This window comes from Actinosynnema sp. NPDC050801, from assembly GCF_040673975.1.
In the GTDB taxonomy this organism is placed as follows: Bacteria; Actinomycetota; Actinomycetes; order Mycobacteriales; family Pseudonocardiaceae; genus Actinosynnema.
This window is the reverse complement of sequence record NZ_JBFAQZ010000038.1, coordinates 1-15,727: the sequence shown is the minus strand read 5'-3', so window position 1 is coordinate 15,727 and position 15,727 is coordinate 1. Positions and strand designations below refer to the sequence as shown.

Below are 15,727 nucleotides of genomic sequence, written 5' to 3'. Positions count from 1 at the left end.
ACCGCTGAACCCGCCGACCCGCTGAACCAACCAACCCGCTAGACCCGGCCACCCGCGGCGGGGAGTAGAGGCACTGACCCCCTCTAGACGAGTTCCGGTCGCTGCCAGGGCTCGCCGAGCACGTGTTCGGCCAGGAACGCGAACACCGTCTCGTACCAGACCTTGGCGTTGCCGGGCGTCAGGATCCAGTGGTTCTCGCTCGGGAAGTACAGGAACTTCGCCGGCACGCCGTGCCTCACGAGGTCGAAGTAGAGCCGCTGCCCCTCGCCGATCGGAACCCGGTAGTCCTTGTCCCCGTGGATCACCAGCATCGGCGTCTTGATGTCCGCCACCCGCAGGTGCGGCGAGTTCGCCATCACCTGCTCCTGCTGCCGCAGCGGGTCGCCCATCTCGCGGATCCAGTAGTACGAGTCGTCCGTCGTCCCGGTGAACGCGTCCAAGTGCCACAACGACGCGTGCGTCACGATCGCCTTGAACCGGTCGGTCCGGGTGGCGATCCAGTTCGCCATGTACCCGCCGAACGACCCGCCCATGGCGGCGGTCCGCGCATCGTCGATGTCGTCGCGTCGCACCGCCACGTCGGTGATCGACATCAGGTCCGTGTACGGCTTGCCGCCCCACGCGGCCCACCCGGCACGCACGAAGTCGTGCCCGTACCCGGTCGACAGCGCCGGGTCCGGCAGCAGCACGGCGTAACCCCGCGCGGCCATCAGCCACGGGTTCCACCGCCAGCTCCACCCGCTCCAGCTCATCACCGGCCCGCCGTGCACCCACAGCAGCAGCGGCGCGGGCTGCTCGGCCGACGCACCGGTCGGCAGCACCAGCCACGCCCGCACGGTCCGCCCGTCCTCGACCACCGTGTCGATCTCGGTCAACGTCCCGGGCACCGACTCCACCGCACCGGGCGCGGGCAGCGGCACGGCCTGCTGGTCCACACCGGACGCCGACAACCGCACCGGCTGCGGCGGGTGGTCCCACGCGCTGCGCAGCGCGTACACGGCGGCACCGTCCGGGCTGACCCGCACGTCGGTGAACGCACCGGACGCGGTCAGCTTCACCACCGACCCGGACGCCAGGTCGAGCCGCCAGACCGGCTGGTGGCCGCGGTGGCTGCTGGTGAAGTACACCGCGTCACCGGTCGGGCTCACCACCGGGTGTTCGGGTTCCTCGGCGAAGTCCGCCGCCAACTCCTCGACCGCGCCCGACTCCAGGTCGACGCGCACCAACGTGTTCGCCCACGGCCTGTCCGAGGTCGAGTCCAACGCCCGCACCGCGATCACGCCCGACGAGTCGGGCAGGAACACCGGTTGCAGGAACGAGTGCCCCTCCAGGTCGGCCAGCACCCGGTCCGTCGCGCCGTCGGTCGAGGTCAACCGCAGCCGGATCCGCGTGCCGTAGGACGCGCTCACCTCGACGCTCTCGGGGTGCACCACCCACCGCCCGTCCGGGCTGAGCGCGGGCGAGTCCGCCAACCGCGAGGCGGCGTTGGGCCTGAGGTCGACCAGGTCCTCGGACTGGTCGACGCGCTCGCTGTCCACACCGACCGGCGACGTGGTCGCCAGCAGCCGGGGGAAGCTCGGCCCGAGGTCGGCGTCCCAGTACCGCACCGGGTACGACTCGTGCAGGATCGCGGTCACCCCGGCGTCCTCGCGGGCCTTGCGGTGCTCCTCGTCCTGCTCGCCGAACTCCACCGTCGGGTGCGCGCCCGCCGCCAGCAGCACCGTGCCCGCGTCCCGCGCCACCGCGAACTCCGACACCCCGCCGGCCGGGCGGTACAGCTCACGCGCCTCGCCCGCGGCCGGCAGCAACCACAGCGCAGCCTTGTCCTTCGGCTTGCCCTCCGACGGCTTGGCCTCCTGGTCGGGCCGCGCCGAGAGGAACAGCAGCGTGCCGTCCGGCGTGAACGCGGGCGCCGACTCGCCCTTCGCGCCACGCGTCAACCGCCGCGCGGGACGCTCACCGGCCGGGTCGACCTCCCACAGCGACCCCTGCCACGCCTTGCGGTCCGGCGAGAGCGTCGCCACCACCGTGACCAGCCGCGTGCCGTCCGGCGACAGCGCCAGCGAAGAGATCCGCGGCATTTCCGTGAACGAGGTCAGGTCCCCGAACCCGGCCTCGGTGATCTTGCCTGTCATCACGCCCCCTGTTGTGACCGGGTGAAGTCCCACGCGTCGCGCACGATGCCGACCAGGTCCACCCGCTCGGGCCGCCAGCCCAGCTCGGTGCGCGCCTTCTCGCTGGAGGCCACCAGCACCGCCGGGTCACCGGCCCGCCGCGGCGCCACGTCGGCGGGGATCGGGTGCCCGGTCACCTCGCGGCACGCGTCGACGACCTGCCGCACCGAGAACCCCAGCCCGTTGCCCAGGTTGTAGATCCGGTGCTCGCCCGCCGCCGCGTGCGCCAACGCCCGCAGATGGGCGTCCGCCAGGTCCACGACGTGGATGTAGTCGCGCACGCACGTGCCGTCCTCGGTCGGCCAGTCGTCGCCGTAGACCTGCACCCGCTCGCGCTTACCGGACGCGACCTGCAGCACGATCGGGATCAGGTGCGTCTCCACGCCGTGCCGCTCGCCGAACCGCCCGTACGCGCCCGCCACGTTGAAGTAGCGCAACGACACGGCGGCCAGGCCGTGCGCGGCGGCGTAGGACGTGATCGCGTGGTCGATCGCGAGCTTGGTCGCGCCGTAGGTGTTGGTGGGCCGGGTCGGCGCGGTCTCCGCGATCGGCACCTGCTCCGGCTCGCCGTAGGTCGCGGCCGTGGAGGAGAACACCAGCCGGGACGTGCCGTGCTCGCGCATCGCGTCCAGCAGCCGCAGCGACGTCACCACGTTGCCCTGCCAGTACTTCGCCGGGTCCTGCATGGACTCGCCGACCAGCGACTTGGCCGCGAAGTGCAGCACACCGTCGAAAGCCGCGCCGCCGACCCCCTCGGCCAGCACGTCGCCGATCGCCTCGTCGATGCCCGCCTCGACCAGCCGGGCGCCGTCGGGCACCGCGTCCGCGTGCCCGGTGGACAGGTCGTCCAGCACCACGACGTCGTGCCCGGACTCCACCAACCTGGCCGCGCAGACGCTGCCCACGTACCCGGCACCGCCCGTGACGAGCAACTTCACCTTGCGAACCCCGCTCTCAGTGTTCGATCAGATCATCCGGCACAGCGCCTAGTGATCCCGGCCCGCGCCCGCCGAGGGCACGGCCGTGAAGGTCCTCGGCGTCGTCCAGCCGCGCTCGGCGAACGCCGCCAGGACCCGCCGCACCACCTCGTCGTGCCGCTCCACCGGCACCAGCGCGATCGCCGACCCGCCGAAACCGCCGCCGATCATCCGGGCGCCCAGCGCGCCCGCCGCCTTCGCCGCGTCCACGGCGGCGTCCAGCTCCGGCGCGGACACCCGGTAGTCGTCGCGCAACGACGCGTGCGAGGCGTCCAGAAGGGGCCCCAGTTCGGCCAACCGGCCGGACCGCAGCAGCTGCACCGCCTCCAGCACCCGCTCGTTCTCGGTCACCACGTGCCGCGCCAACGGGCGCAGCTCCTCCGGCAACCGTGCCAGCGCGCCGTCCAGCTCGGTCACGTCCACGTCCCGCAGCGCGGGGACACCCAGGATCGACGCGGCCTCCTCGCAGCCCGCGCGCCGGGCGCCGTAGCCGCCGTCGGTGTGCGAGTGGCTGGCGCGCGTGTCGACGACCAGCACCTCCAGACCGTGCTCGGCCGCGTCGAACGGCACCTGCTCGGCCTTGAACGAGCGCACGTCCAGGAACAACACGTGCGCCTCGGCGCAGCACAGTGACGCGGTCTGGTCGAGCAGGCCGGTGGGCGCGCCCACGAAGTCGTTCTCCGCGCGCTGCACCCAGCGCGCGATCTGCGGCAGGTCGTCGGCGGGGTGCTCGGCCAGCCCGAGCAGCGCGAGCGCGACCGCGCACTCCAGCGCGTGCGACGACGACAGTCCCGCGCCCGCCGGCACGTCACCCGCGATCACGAGGTTCGCGCCACCGGTCACGCCCTGGTCGCGCAGCACCCAGGCGACACCCGCCGGGTAGGCGGCCCAGCCGCCGACGACACCGGGTTCGAGGTCGGCGACCGCCACCGGCGCGGCCTGCTGCACCACGCCGTCGTCACCGACCGTGGCCACGTGCAGCCGCCCGTCGGACCGGGGCGACGCGGCCACCGCGGTCCGGTGCGGCAGCGCGAACGGCAGCACGAAGCCGTCGTTGTAGTCCGTGTGCTCCCCGATCAGGTTCACCCGGCCGGGCGCGGACCAGACGCCTTGCGGCTCCGCGCCGTGCAGCCGGGTGAACGCGGCGATCGCGCGCCGCGTCGGGCTCACCGGGCCTGCACCAGGACGGCGTGGGCCACCGCCGGGTCCAACTCGGCGACGGTGCCGTTGCCCCGCACCTGGATGACCTTCGCCCCACCGAGTGAGACGACCTCGACCGTGCCGCCCGGCACCACGCCGGCGGCCTTCAGCTCGGCCATCAGGTCGGGGTCGAGCTGCACGTGCTCGGCGATCCGGCGCACCTCGACGCGACCGCCGCCGCGCCGGGCCACCTCGTCGACGCGCACGAGGTCCGCCTCGGCCGCCGGCGCCGGCTCGCCGTCGCCCAACTTGTCCAGACCGGGGATGGGGTTGCCGTAGGGGGACGTGGTGGGGTTGCCGAGGAGCTTGACGAGCTTGCGTTCGACCGCCTCGCTCATGACGTGCTCCCAGCGGCACGCCTCGCTGTGCACGTGCTCCCACTCCAGGCCGATGATGTCGACCAGGAGGCGTTCGGCGAGCCGGTGCTTGCGCATGACCGCGATGGCCAGGTTGCGGCCCTGCTCGGTGAGCTCCAGGTGGCGGTCGTCGGCCACGATGACCAGACCGTCGCGCTCCATCCGGCCGACCGTCTGGCTGACCGTCGGACCGCTCTGCGCCAACCGCTCGGCGATACGCGCACGCAGCGGCACTACGCCCTCTTCTTCGAGCTCGTAGATCGTGCGGAGGTACATCTCGGTAGTGTCGATGAGCTCGTTCACACCCGCTCCCCTTCGTATGGCGTCAATGCTAGTCGGCCGGTCACGGGTGCAGGATGGTGCCGTGCATCCACTGATCAGCACCGAAGCCCTGGCCTCCGCGCTGCACGGCGCCGAACCCCCGGTCGTCCTCGACGTCCGCTGGCGACTGGGCGGACCGCCGGGACGTCAAGACTACGAGGTCGGGCACGTTCCCGGTGCCGTCTACGTCGACCTGGACACCGAGCTGTCCTCGCCGCCCGGCGCGGGTGGCCGCCACCCGCTGCCCGACCCGGCGTCGCTGCAGGCCGTGCTGCGGTCCGCCGGGGTCCGCCAACATCACCCGGTCGTGGCGTACGACGGCGGTGACGGCTCGGTCGCGGCGCGTGCCTGGTGGCTGTTGCGGTGGGCCGGTCACCCGGAGGTGGCCGTCCTGGACGGCGGCTTCGCGGCGTGGACCGCCGAGGGCCGCCCGGTCGACGCGCGGACGCCGGCACCCGCGCCCGGCGACATCGTCGTGCGTCCCGGCGCCATGCCCGTGCTGGACGCCGACGGGGCCGCCGCGTTCCCCGCGTCCGGCGCGCTGCTCGACGCCCGCGCGCCCGAGCGCTACCGGGGCGAGGTCGAGCCGGTCGACCCGCGCGCCGGCCACATCCCGGGCGCGCTCAACGCACCGACCTCGGGTCACACCACCGACGGCCGCTGGCTGCCCGCCGCCGCGCTGGCCGAGCGCTTCCAGGCCATCGGCGTCTCAGCCGACCGCCCGGTCGCCGCCTACTGCGGATCGGGCGTCACCGCGTCGTCTGTGGTGCTGGCCCTGGAAGTGGCCGGCATCACCACCCCCGACGCCCCGGCACCGCTCTACGCCGGCTCCTGGTCCCAGTGGTCCTCGAACCCCGCGAACCCCGCCGCCACAGGCCCCAACGCCGGCTGACCACCGGCGAGGTCACCTCGTCTTTCCCCCCACCCGAGCCCGACCCCGCGAGGTCACCTCGCTCGTCCACCACACCAAACGGAACCACCACGCGAGGTCGCGTCGGTCGTTCGCGTCCTCATTTCCCGGCGATCACGCTTTTCGATCGTCGGGAAATCAGGGCGCGAACGACCGACTTCCGGGCGGCCGAGCCCGCCGTCTGCGGAGCAGCGGCCATCAAACACAGCTCAGCGGCGATCCAACACACATCAAGCGTTGGGGATCTTCTCGAAGCCCTTGGTGGCCAGCGCGAGGGCGACCTTGCAGGGTTCGAACTCGTCGATCGGCGTCACGGTGACCTGGAACGCGGGCGTGATCTCGTCCGGGTCGTCGGTCAGCATGACCAGGATGGTGCACTCGCCGTCCTGCTTGACCTCGTACGCGGTGTTGCCGCCGACCTCGATGGGACGCGCCTCACCCTCGTACTCGGCGAAGTTCAACATGAACAGCACCACGGCGTACGGGTCCTCCGTGCTCTGCACGCAGCCCTTCTCGCCGCCCTTCGCCGCGCCGATGGCGGCGGTCACCTCCTCGGGCGTGAGGATGTCGCAGTCCTCGTAGCCCTCGGTCTTCTTCTTCGTCGCGATCTTGACGTCGCCGTTCGGCTTCTTCGCCTCGGTCGTCTTGGGCGCGCTTGCCTTGTCCGACGTCTTGGGCGACGAGGTCTTGGTCGAGGACGGCTTGCCGGAGGCGGTCTTCTCACCGGTCGACCCGCCCGCCGCGGCGACCGGGCTGCCGGTGACCGAGGTGGCGCAGGCCGACAGGCCGAGCGTGAGCGCCAAGGCCAGCACAGTGGTCAGGGCGGGGACTCGTCGCAGGTGCATGTCTTCTCTGACCCCGTTCCGACGTGCGGGGTTCCATCCTCGATGGCCGCAATCCTGGCCCGCGTCGTCTCGGCAGACTCTAGGTCCACCCGCGCCGCCCGGACGTCCGGGGCGACCAACCTGTGATCACACCACCGCCCGCCGCGTGGGTTAGGTTGCCGACATGGGCAAGGCAGCGGCGGTGGTCTGGGACGAGTCCTTCCTCGGCTACGACCTGGGTGGCGACCACCCGCTCAACCCCGTGCGGCTGGACTTGACCGTGCGGTTGGCGAGGGGCCTGGGCGTGCTGGACGGCGTCGACCTCATCGCGCCCGTCCCGGCGACGGACGTGGAGATCGAACGCGTCCACGAGCCGTCCTACCTCAACGCCGTGCAGGCCGCGCCGATGGCCGGTTGGGACGTCGGCCACGGCCTCGGCACCGCCGACAACCCGGTGTTCGCCCGGATGCACGAGGCGTCCGCGCTGGTCGTCGGTGGTTCGCTGGCCGCCGCGCGCCGGATCGCGTCCGGTGAGGCGGACCGGGCCGTCAACATCGCCGGCGGGCTGCACCACGCCATGCGCGACCACGCGGCCGGGTTCTGCGTCTACAACGACTGCGCGGTGGCCATCTCGTGGCTGCTGGACAACGGCTTCGACCGGATCGCCTACATCGACACCGACGTGCACCACGGCGACGGCGTGCAGGCCGCCTTCTACGACGACCCGCGCGTGCTCACGGTGTCGGTGCACCAGAACCCGCTGAGCCTGTGGCCGGGCACCGGCCGGCCGGCCGAGCTGGGCGGCGAGGGCGCGGAGGGCACCAGCGTGAACCTGGCCCTGCCGCCCGGCACCGGTGACCGGGCCTGGCTGCGCGCGTTCGAGGCCACCGTCCCGTCCCTGCTGCGCGCGTTCCGGCCGCAGGTGCTGGTCACCCAGTGCGGGGTGGACACGCACCGGGAGGACCCGCTGGCCGACCTCGCGCTCACCGTGGACGGCCACCGCGCGATCTACCGCCGCCTGCGCGACCTGGCCGAGCAGACCGCGGACGGCCGTTGGCTGGCGCTGGGCGGCGGCGGGTACGAGCTGCTGCGCGTCGTGCCGCGCAGCTGGACGCACCTGCTGGCCACCGTGCTGGACCGGGACGTCGACCCGAACGCGCCGCTGCCCGCGGACTGGGTCGCCCACGCCTCGACCGTGGCGCCGAACTGGCCGCTGCCCTCCTCCATGACCGACGACTCCGACACCGCGTTCGAGCCGTGGGGCGGCCAGCTGGACACCCCGGTCGACCTGGCGGTCATGGAGACCCGGCGGGCGGTGTTCCCGCTGCACGGCCTGGATCCCGACGACCCGAGGGACTGAACGTGGACCCGTTCGACTACCCGAGGCACTGGGAGGCCGACGTCGTGCTCAGCGACGGCGGCACGGTCCACCTGCGCCCGATCACGCCCGACGACGCCGAGAAGCTCCTCGCGTTCCACGGCAGGTTGTCCGAGCGCACGCGCTACTTCCGCTACTTCGGCCCCTACCCGCGGATGCCCAAGCGCGACCTCGACCGCTTCAGCACGGTCGACCACGTCGACCGGGTCGCCTTCACCGCGCTGCTCGGCGACGACATCGTGGCCGTCGGCCGCTACGACCGGCTCGGCGACAGCGGTGGACCTGCCGGCTCGGCCGGGGGCAGCTCGGCCGAGGTCGCGTTCGTGGTCGAGGACGCCCACCAGGGCCGCGGCCTCGGCTCGATCCTGCTGGAACACCTCGCCGCCGCCGCGCGGGAACGCGGGCTGAGCCGGTTCACCGCCGAGGTGCTCGCCGAGAACGGCCAGATGGTGCGGATCTTCCGGGACGCGGGCTACGGCGTGAGCCGCGCGTTCGAGGAGGGCGTGGTGCACCTGGAGTTCGACATCGACCCCACCGAGGAGTCGGTGGAGGTGGCGCGCGCCCGCGAGCAGGCCGCCGAGGCGCGCAGCGTGCACAACCTGCTGCACCCGAAGTCGATCGCGGTCATCGGCGCGTCCACCGACCAGACCAAGATCGGCCACGCGGTGCTGACCAACCTGCTCGCGGCCGACTTCGCCGGTCCGGTGTACCCGGTGAACGCCGAGCACCGGTCCGTGCGCGGCGTGCGGGCGTACCCGTCGGTGCTGGAGATCCCGGACGACGTGGACCTGGCCGTGGTCGCGGTGCCCGCCGCGGGCGTGGACGAGGTGATGGACGCCTGCCTGGCCAAGGGCGTGAAAGCGCTGGTCGTGGTCACGTCCGGGTTCGGCGAGACCGGTCCGGGCGGGTTGAGCGCGGAACGCAGGCTCGCCGCCGAGGCACGCGCGCACGGCATGCGGGTGGTCGGCCCGAACGCGCTGGGCGTGCTGAACACCGACGCGGGCGTGCGCCTCAACGCGACCCTCGCGCCGCGGCTGCCCGCCCGCGGCCGCACGGGCTTCTTCTGCCAGTCCGGCGCCCTGGGCACCGCGATCCTGTCCACCGCCGCCGAACGGGGCCTCGGCCTGTCCACGTTCGTGTCGGCGGGCAACCGCTCGGACGTCTCCGGCAACGACCTGCTCCAGTACTGGGAGACCGACCCGGCCACGGACGTGGTGCTGCTGTACCTGGAGTCGTTCGGCAACCCGCGCAAGTTCGCCCGGCTGGCCCGCAGGCTCGGCCGCACCAAGCCGATCGTGGCGGTGAAGTCCGGTCGGCACGCGGTGACGCCCGCGTTGGCGGCGACGTCGGTGCCGGTGGACGAGTCGAGCGTGCAGGCGCTGTTCGAGCAGGCGGGCGTGATCCGGGTGGAGTCGCTGGCGCAGCTGTTCGACACCGCCCTGCTGCTGGCGCACCAGCCCCTGCCCGCCGGGCCGCGGGTGGCCGTGGTGGGCAACTCGACCGCGATCGGGCTGCTGGCCGCGGACACGGCGCTGGCCCAGGGCCTGGAGCTGGCCGGTGAGCCGGTGGACGTGGGCGCGCAGGCCGGGCCCGAGGCGTTCGCGGCGGCGGTGAAGGAGGCGTTGGACAACCCGGACGCGGACGCGCTGGTGGTCGTGTTCGTGCCGCCGCTGGCGGTGCCGGGGACGGCGTTCGCCCGGGCGTTGCGCGAGGTCGTGGAACAGGGCGGGCGGACCAAGCCGATCGCGTCGACGTTCCTCGCGGTGGAGGGCGTGCCGGCGGAGCTGGCGGTGCCCGGTCCCGGCGGTGCTCCCGGTCGGGGTTCCGTGCCGTCGTACCCGAGCCCGGAGCGCGCCGTGCTCGCGTTGGCGAGGGTGACGCGTTACGCGCGTTGGCGGTCCGCGCCGCAGGGGACGTTCGTGCGGCCCGACGGCATCGACTCCGACGCCGCGCACGCCATCGTGGCGTCGGAGGTGCTGGACGGTGAACGGCTGCTGGACGACGAGACGACCGTGCGGCTGCTCGCGTGCTACGGCGTGGAGGTCGTGCCGTTCCGCGTGGTGACGTCGGCGGACGAGGCGGTGCGCGCGGCGGGGGAGCTGGGCTACCCGGTGGCGATGAAGGCGACCGACGACCGGTTGCGGCACCGCACCGACCTGGTCGGCGTGCGGCTCGACCTGTCCGGTGAGGAGGCCGTGCGCACGGCGTACGCGATGCTGGCCGGGATGTCCGACCGGCCGGACGTGTACGTGCAGCGCATGGCGCCCAAGGGGATCTCGTGCGTGCTCGGGCTCCAGGACGACCCGTCGTTCGGCACGCTGGTGTCGTTCGGGCTGTCGGGCCTGGTCAGCGACCTGCTGGGGGACCGGGCCTACCGCGCGGTCCCGCTCACCGACGCGGACGCGGCGGCCCTGGTGCGCGCGCCCAAGGCCGCGCCGCTGCTGGCGGGTTACCGGGGCGACGAGCCCGCGGACCTGCCTGCGTTGCAGCAACTGGTGCTGCGGCTCGCCGCGCTGGCCGAAGACCTGCCCGAGGTGCGGGAGCTGTCGTTGGAACCGGTGTTGGCCAGCGCCGCCGGGGCGTACGTCAGCAGCGCGCGCGTCACGCTCGGCCCGCCCCCGTCCCGGCATGACACCGGTCCCAGACGGCTCCGCTCACCCGGCGGGTCCCGTTAGCGCGGTCGTGGTCCCGATGCGCAACCGTCATCCTTGACCGATCCGGTGTCCCCTATCTTCCCCGCGGCTATGGATTAACCGCTTTGAGCCGCTTAGGTTTCCCGCGTCTGCGAGGAACTCCCGAAAAGGGGAAGAATGGCTCTGGCACCGCTGCGCGCCCTCGTTGTGGCGTGTTCCGCCGCGCTTGTCCTCACGTCGTGCTCCACCGGTGACGACACGACCGTCGCCGGTAAGGCGGACGGCTCCAACGAGCTGACCATCGCCGTGGCGTACGACCAACCGGGGCTCGGTGTGCGCCGCATGGACGGCACCTACCGCGGCTTCGACGTCGACGTGGCCCGTTATGTTGCAAAAGAACTGGGTGTGGAGGATTCCGGCATCAAGTTCACCGAGGCGACGCCGTCGGAACGGGAGAAGTTGCTCACCACCGGCGCCGCGGACCTCGTCGTGTCCAGTTATTCGATCACCGACAAGCGCAAGGAGGTCATCGACTTCGTCGGACCGTACTTCGTGGCCGGGCAGGACCTGCTCGTCCGGTTGACCGACGACCGGATCACCGGCCCGGAATCGCTCAACTCGGGCGGGCTGAAGCTGTGCTCGGTGGCCAACACGACCTCCGCGCAGTACGTGAAGGACCAGTTCGCGCAGTCCGTGCAGCTCGTGGAGTACCCGAACTTCAGCGACTGCGTCACCGCGCTGCTGGCCGAGCAGGTGGACGCGATGACGACCGACGACGTGATCCTCGCCGGCTACGCCGCGCAGAACCCCGAGCTGCTCCGCGTCGTCAACAGACCGTTCAGCAAGGAGGAGTACGGCATCGGCATGCGCAAGGGCGATCCGACCAGCAGGTCCAAGGTGATCGCGGCCGTTCGGAAGATGATCGACTCCGGCGAGTGGCGCAGGTCGTTGGAGGCCAACGTGGGGGCCTCCGGTTACGCCATTCCCGAGCCGCCTGCGGTGCTCCCGTGATCTGGGACCCACCCCGTTAGCGGTCTGACCGGCGCGGATCGCCCCGTAGGCTCGAATCGTGCATGCCTCGCATTACGTGCCCCAGTACCGCGCGGACGGGCCGGTCTGCGCCGGCATCCCCGAACACGGCCGCATCCCCCGCTACTACGCGGTGAAGACCGAGCTGCAGCGGCTCGTCGACGCGCTGGGGGAGGGCACGGCGCTGCCGTCGGAGCGGGACCTGGCCGAGCGGTACTCGGTGTCGAGGGTGACGCTGCGGCAGGCCGTCGGGGAGCTGGTGCTCGAAGGCAAGCTGCAGCGCAGGCAGGGCAGTGGCACCTACGTCGCGCCGCCCAAGCTGGTGCAGCCGCTGTCGCTGCTCAGCTACACCGAGGGGATGCGCCGCCAGGGCGTCGACCCGGCGCGCAGCGTGATCACTGTCGAGCACCTGCCCGCGGACGACGTGCTGGCGGCCGACCTGCGGATCGGGCGGGGCGAACCGGTGGTCCACCTCGAACGGGTGCTGCTGGCCGACGGCGAGCGGATCGGGCTGGAGTCGACCTACCTGTCGCAGGCGCGGTTCCCCACCCTGCTGGAGGCCTTCGACCCGACCACGTCGCTGTACGAGTGCCTGACCGGGCGGCTCGGGGTGGTGTTCGCCGAGGCCGAGGAGCGGGTGGAGACGGTCCTCGCGACGCCGCGCGAGGCGTTGCTGATCGGCACCAACCCGGCGCTGCCGATGTTGCTGCTGCACCGCGTGTCCCACGACGACGCCGGCGAGCCGATCGAGCGGGTCCGTTCGCTCTACCGGGGCGACCGGTTCAGCTTCGTCGCCCGGCTGCGGGCGGAGTGAAGGTCGCATAACGGTGTAACCCGCGTGGTCCCGCGGCCGTGACCGAACAGTCCACAAAGGACATTTCAGCCCCGGTCGGCCGCCGCGGTGGGTCGCGGGCCGCCGAACGTTAGCGAATCTTGCCCTGGAACCGCCCATTGGCAGTAATTTGGGCGTGCCCTGGCGGATGTACCGTTGGTGCCCTGGGACGTGAGTCCTCCTCACCCGCATCGTCGCGGGGGAAGCGGGGGTGGCGCGGTGGCGTTCAAAGAGGAGTTCCTGACGGAACTCGAAGACTGCTTGCGCGGGTACGGCGCGGTGCCGGTGATCAACCCGGAGGCGCTGGCCCGGTTCATCGACTACGTGCGCCGACTGCCGGACGACGACTCGCGGCTGCGTTGCCTCGAAGGCGTCGACCAGGGTTCCGGGTCGTTCTGGAACAACCCGGCGGTGTGGTGGGAGCAGGTGCCCCGGTTCGGCGTCGGATCATCGGACTGCTCGGACCTGCTCGACCGGATGCTGGACGAGGCGATCAGCGACGAGATCGACGTGCTGGAGATGGAGATCCGGGAACTACCTGGGTGAGGACGTGAAACACCCGTTGTGCACCTGGGTCGCCAGACGCACAACGGGGAGCTTCACCTGGTGGGGATCACACGGAGAGCAGGCGGTCGAAGAACGAGCGGTAGCGCTTCAGGGCCTGCCGCAGTTCTTCGGTCTGCACTTCGTCGCCCCGCTGCCACTGCTCTTCGAGGGCGTGCTTGTGGTCGGTGAACGTGGTCGCGAGGGTCTGCATCACCTGGGCGACCAGTTCGTCGGCCCGCTGCACCGCCTCGCGCGGGTCGTCGACGAAGTCGGCCTGCAGGGCGCGCCACTCGGCCTGGTAGTCGGCCGCGTCGTCCGTGGTGAACAACGGCGCGTCACCAGCGGTCGTGGAAGTCCCGTACAGCTCCGTCGGCTCCGAGGTGTGCTGCTCCTGGCCGGTCCGCTCGTGGTCCGGCTGCTCGTGGCCGACCGGGTCGTTGCCGACCGGGCCGTGGCCGACCTGCTCGTCGTCGGTCCGGGTCGGGTCGACCTGGTCCCGGTCCACCGGCTCGCGCTCGACCGGTTCGTACTCGGACCCGGCCTGCTCGTGCGCGGCCTGCTCGTGCGCGGTGGGGTCGTGGTCGGCCGGGTCGTGGTCGACCGGCTCGCGAACGGCCGGCTCGTGGTCGGCGTGCTCGTGCACGGTCTGCTCGTGCACAGCCGGGTCCTGTGAGACCGGCTCGCGCTGAGCGAAGTCCTCGGTGGTCAAGTGTTGGCGTTGGTCCGTCATCACCGCGCCCCTTCCCGGTGGTCGCCGAGCAAGTCTTCGAACACGGTGCGGTAGTGCACCATCGCGGTGCGCAGGTCTTCGGTCGACGCCTCGCCGCGCTCCTGGCGCTCGATGATCGAGTGCGCCTCGCGGTAGTGGTCGAGCGTGCGGGCGTGCTCGACCGACAGCAACGTCGCCTGGCGCTCGTACCCCTCGGTGGGGTAACCGCGTTCGGCCATGAGGTCGGTGACCAAGTGGTCCGCCTGGCCCACGGCCTCGGTCGGCTCGTCGACGAACCGCTCCTGCACCTTGGTCCAGTTGCGGGTGTAGCTCTCACGCGTCACGGGGTTGAGCGCACGCAGTTCCAGCTTCGAGTGCTCCCGCTCCCGCTCCGCGAGTTCCCGTTCCGCCGCCATGCGGCTGCCGTTGCGTTCGAGGGCGCGCTCGTACTCGGGGCCGAACTTCGAGCGCAACCGCTTGCGCTGCAACAAGAACTTCAGCAGCACCGCGATCGCGGCCAGTACGACCAGCACGACGACGATCACGCCGATGGTGGTACCGGTGGACATCTGCGCCTCCTTGGGCTCTGATGCCCACCGGCTACCCCTCCCGAGGCCGATTTGAAACCTGCTCACCTCTTGACAACGTGGTCGGCCTCGGTTTCCTGCTCTAGCGGGCCACCGCCTTGCGGTACTGCCGGATCGCCAGCGGCACGAAGATCAGCAGGAAGACGGCCACCCAGATCAAGGTCATCAGCACCGGGTGCTGCAACGGCCACACGTCCGCCGGGGGTGCCATCTCGTTGGTGTTGCCGAACAGCTCGCGGGCCGCGGCCGTCACCGCCGACACCGGGTTCCACTCGGCGAACGTCTTCAACGGCCCGGGCAGCCTGCTCTCCTGCACGAATGTGTTCGCGATGAACGTCAGCGGGAAGATCGCGATGAACGAGGCGTTGTTGAACACCTCGGGGCTGCGCACCATCAACCCGACGATCGCCATGCCCCACGACACCGCGTAGGCGAACAGCAGCAGCAGGGCGAACCCGGCCAGCGCCTCCAACGGCGACGAGTGGATCCGCCAGCCGACGATCAGACCGGTCACCGACATCACCACGATGACGATGACGTTGTTCGCCAGGTCGCTGGTGGTCCGCCCGATCAGCACCGCCGACCGCGCCATCGGCAGCGACCGGAACCGGTCGATCACGCCCTTCTGGATGTCCTCGGCCAGCCCGGCGCCGGTGATGGTCGCACCGAACACCACGGTCTGCGCGAAGATGCCCGCCATCAGGAACTCGCGGTAGTCCATGCCGGGGATGGCGATGGAACCGCCGAACACGTACGCGAACAGCAGCACGAACATGATCGGCGACAACGTCGAGAACACGAGCAGGTCCGGGACCCGCTTGATCTTGATGAGGTTGCGCTTGGCGACGACCACTCCGTCGCCCAAGGCCTCCGTGAACGCGCTCATGCTCCCTGCTCCCCCTGCTTCTCCTCGGTGCCGGTCCCGGCCGCGTGCCCGGTCAGCGTCAGGAACACGTCGTCCAGCGTCGGCCTGCGCAGGCCGACGTCGAGCACCTTGACCGACTCGGCGTCCAACCTCCGGATGCCGTCCACCAGCACGTCGGCGCCACCCGACACCGGCACGGTCAGCCGGTGCCCGCGGTCGTCCACCGAGATCTCGCCGATCGCCAACGGGGCCAGCGCGGCCTTCGCCGTCTCGGCGTCCTGCGCGGAGCTCACGGTGAGCTCCAGTCGTTCGCCGCCGACCTGGTCCTTCAACTCGTTCGCGGTGCCCAGGGCGATGACCTTGCCGTGGTCGATGACCGCGATCTT

Annotated in this window: 15 protein-coding genes; 6 read left to right on the top strand and 9 right to left on the bottom strand. The window is 71.6% G+C overall.

Features of this window, described 5'->3' with window-relative positions:
- Nucleotides 1-83: 83 nt before the first annotated feature.
- The 4 genes from AB0K14_RS39345 to AB0K14_RS39330 are packed head-to-tail and all read right to left on the bottom strand — an operon-like array spanning nt 84 to nt 5,010.
- A complete protein-coding gene (locus AB0K14_RS39345) occupies nt 84-2,135 on the bottom strand; it encodes a S9 family peptidase (protein ID WP_360463589.1) in 2,052 nt (683 codons plus the stop codon).
- On the bottom strand, nt 2,135-3,112 hold the full coding sequence (galE, locus tag AB0K14_RS39340) for a UDP-glucose 4-epimerase GalE (protein ID WP_360463586.1): 978 nt from the start codon (nt 3,110-3,112) through the stop codon (nt 2,135-2,137). Before galE ends, AB0K14_RS39345 begins: the two co-directional genes overlap by 1 nt.
- A gap of 48 nt (nt 3,113-3,160) precedes the next feature.
- Nucleotides 3,161-4,321: a galactokinase gene (gene galK / locus AB0K14_RS39335; protein ID WP_360463583.1), complete on the bottom strand. Its 1,161-nt coding sequence runs from the start codon at nt 4,319-4,321 to the stop codon at nt 3,161-3,163.
- The gene (locus AB0K14_RS39330; RefSeq protein ID WP_360463580.1) at nt 4,318-5,010 is read right to left on the bottom strand and encodes a metal-dependent transcriptional regulator; all 693 of its coding nucleotides are present in this window, start codon (nt 5,008-5,010) and stop codon (nt 4,318-4,320) included. Before AB0K14_RS39330 ends, galK begins: the two co-directional genes overlap by 4 nt.
- A 61-nt stretch (nt 5,011-5,071) precedes the next feature.
- On the opposite strand from AB0K14_RS39330, the gene AB0K14_RS39325 reads away from it, so the two are divergent.
- Nucleotides 5,072-5,920, top strand: a complete 849-nt coding sequence (locus tag AB0K14_RS39325) for a sulfurtransferase (RefSeq protein WP_360463577.1) — start codon at nt 5,072-5,074, stop codon at nt 5,918-5,920.
- Nucleotides 5,921-6,168: 248 nt separating this feature from the next.
- Here AB0K14_RS39325 and AB0K14_RS39320 read toward each other — a convergent pair whose 3' ends face one another.
- Nucleotides 6,169-6,783 (bottom strand): hypothetical protein, encoded by a 615-nt coding sequence (locus AB0K14_RS39320; RefSeq protein ID WP_360466514.1) that lies wholly within the window; start codon nt 6,781-6,783, stop codon nt 6,169-6,171.
- Between the two features lie 163 nt (nt 6,784-6,946).
- On the opposite strand from AB0K14_RS39320, the gene AB0K14_RS39315 reads away from it, so the two are divergent.
- From AB0K14_RS39315 to AB0K14_RS39295, 5 genes are all read left to right on the top strand, one after another.
- Nucleotides 6,947-8,122, top strand: a complete 1,176-nt coding sequence (locus AB0K14_RS39315; protein WP_360466517.1) for an acetoin utilization protein AcuC — start codon at nt 6,947-6,949, stop codon at nt 8,120-8,122.
- A 2-nt stretch (nt 8,123-8,124) separates the two neighbouring features.
- Nucleotides 8,125-10,815 carry a GNAT family N-acetyltransferase gene (locus tag AB0K14_RS39310; RefSeq protein ID WP_360466519.1) on the top strand — a complete coding sequence of 897 codons (2,691 nt, stop codon included), beginning with the start codon at nt 8,125-8,127 and terminating at the stop codon, nt 10,813-10,815.
- A gap of 135 nt (nt 10,816-10,950) precedes the next feature.
- Entirely contained in the window at nt 10,951-11,784 is an 834-nt protein-coding gene (locus AB0K14_RS39305; protein ID WP_360466521.1) for a glutamate ABC transporter substrate-binding protein, read from the top strand.
- A gap of 58 nt (nt 11,785-11,842) precedes the next feature.
- Nucleotides 11,843-12,616, top strand: a complete 774-nt coding sequence (locus AB0K14_RS39300; protein ID WP_360466524.1) for a GntR family transcriptional regulator — start codon at nt 11,843-11,845, stop codon at nt 12,614-12,616.
- A gap of 237 nt (nt 12,617-12,853) precedes the next feature.
- The gene (locus AB0K14_RS39295) at nt 12,854-13,180 is read left to right on the top strand and encodes a hypothetical protein (RefSeq protein ID WP_360466527.1); all 327 of its coding nucleotides are present in this window, start codon (nt 12,854-12,856) and stop codon (nt 13,178-13,180) included.
- 67 nt (nt 13,181-13,247) lie between these two features.
- On the opposite strand, the gene AB0K14_RS39290 is transcribed toward AB0K14_RS39295, so the two are convergent.
- The 4 genes from AB0K14_RS39290 to AB0K14_RS39275 form a co-directional block, all read right to left on the bottom strand.
- Nucleotides 13,248-13,838, bottom strand: coding sequence for a hypothetical protein (locus tag AB0K14_RS39290; RefSeq protein WP_360466530.1), 591 nt, complete (start codon nt 13,836-13,838; stop codon nt 13,248-13,250).
- Between the two features lie 71 nt (nt 13,839-13,909).
- A complete protein-coding gene (locus AB0K14_RS39285) occupies nt 13,910-14,458 on the bottom strand; it encodes a hypothetical protein (RefSeq protein ID WP_360466531.1) in 549 nt (182 codons plus the stop codon).
- A gap of 100 nt (nt 14,459-14,558) precedes the next feature.
- Nucleotides 14,559-15,362: an ABC transporter permease gene (locus AB0K14_RS39280; RefSeq protein WP_360466534.1), complete on the bottom strand. Its 804-nt coding sequence runs from the start codon at nt 15,360-15,362 to the stop codon at nt 14,559-14,561.
- The coding region (locus tag AB0K14_RS39275) for a DUF4162 domain-containing protein (protein WP_364340408.1) at nt 15,359-15,727 on the bottom strand (369 nt) is incomplete at its 5' end. The genes AB0K14_RS39280 and AB0K14_RS39275, both read right to left, overlap by 4 nt.

What these genes read in the sequence shown, in the direction of transcription:
- AB0K14_RS39345 (WP_360463589.1), bottom strand. Translation starts at nt 2,135, where the DNA reads ATGACAGGCAAGATCACCGAGGCCGGGTTCGGGGACCTGACCTCGTTC.
- AB0K14_RS39320 (WP_360466514.1), bottom strand. Translation starts at nt 6,783, where the DNA reads ATGCACCTGCGACGAGTCCCCGCCCTGACCACTGTGCTGGCCTTGGCG.
- AB0K14_RS39315 (WP_360466517.1), top strand. Translation starts at nt 6,947, where the DNA reads ATGGGCAAGGCAGCGGCGGTGGTCTGGGACGAGTCCTTCCTCGGCTAC.
- AB0K14_RS39305 (WP_360466521.1), top strand. Translation starts at nt 10,951, where the DNA reads ATGGCTCTGGCACCGCTGCGCGCCCTCGTTGTGGCGTGTTCCGCCGCG.
- AB0K14_RS39285 (WP_360466531.1), bottom strand. Translation starts at nt 14,458, where the DNA reads ATGTCCACCGGTACCACCATCGGCGTGATCGTCGTCGTGCTGGTCGTA.
- AB0K14_RS39280 (WP_360466534.1), bottom strand. Translation starts at nt 15,362, where the DNA reads ATGAGCGCGTTCACGGAGGCCTTGGGCGACGGAGTGGTCGTCGCCAAG.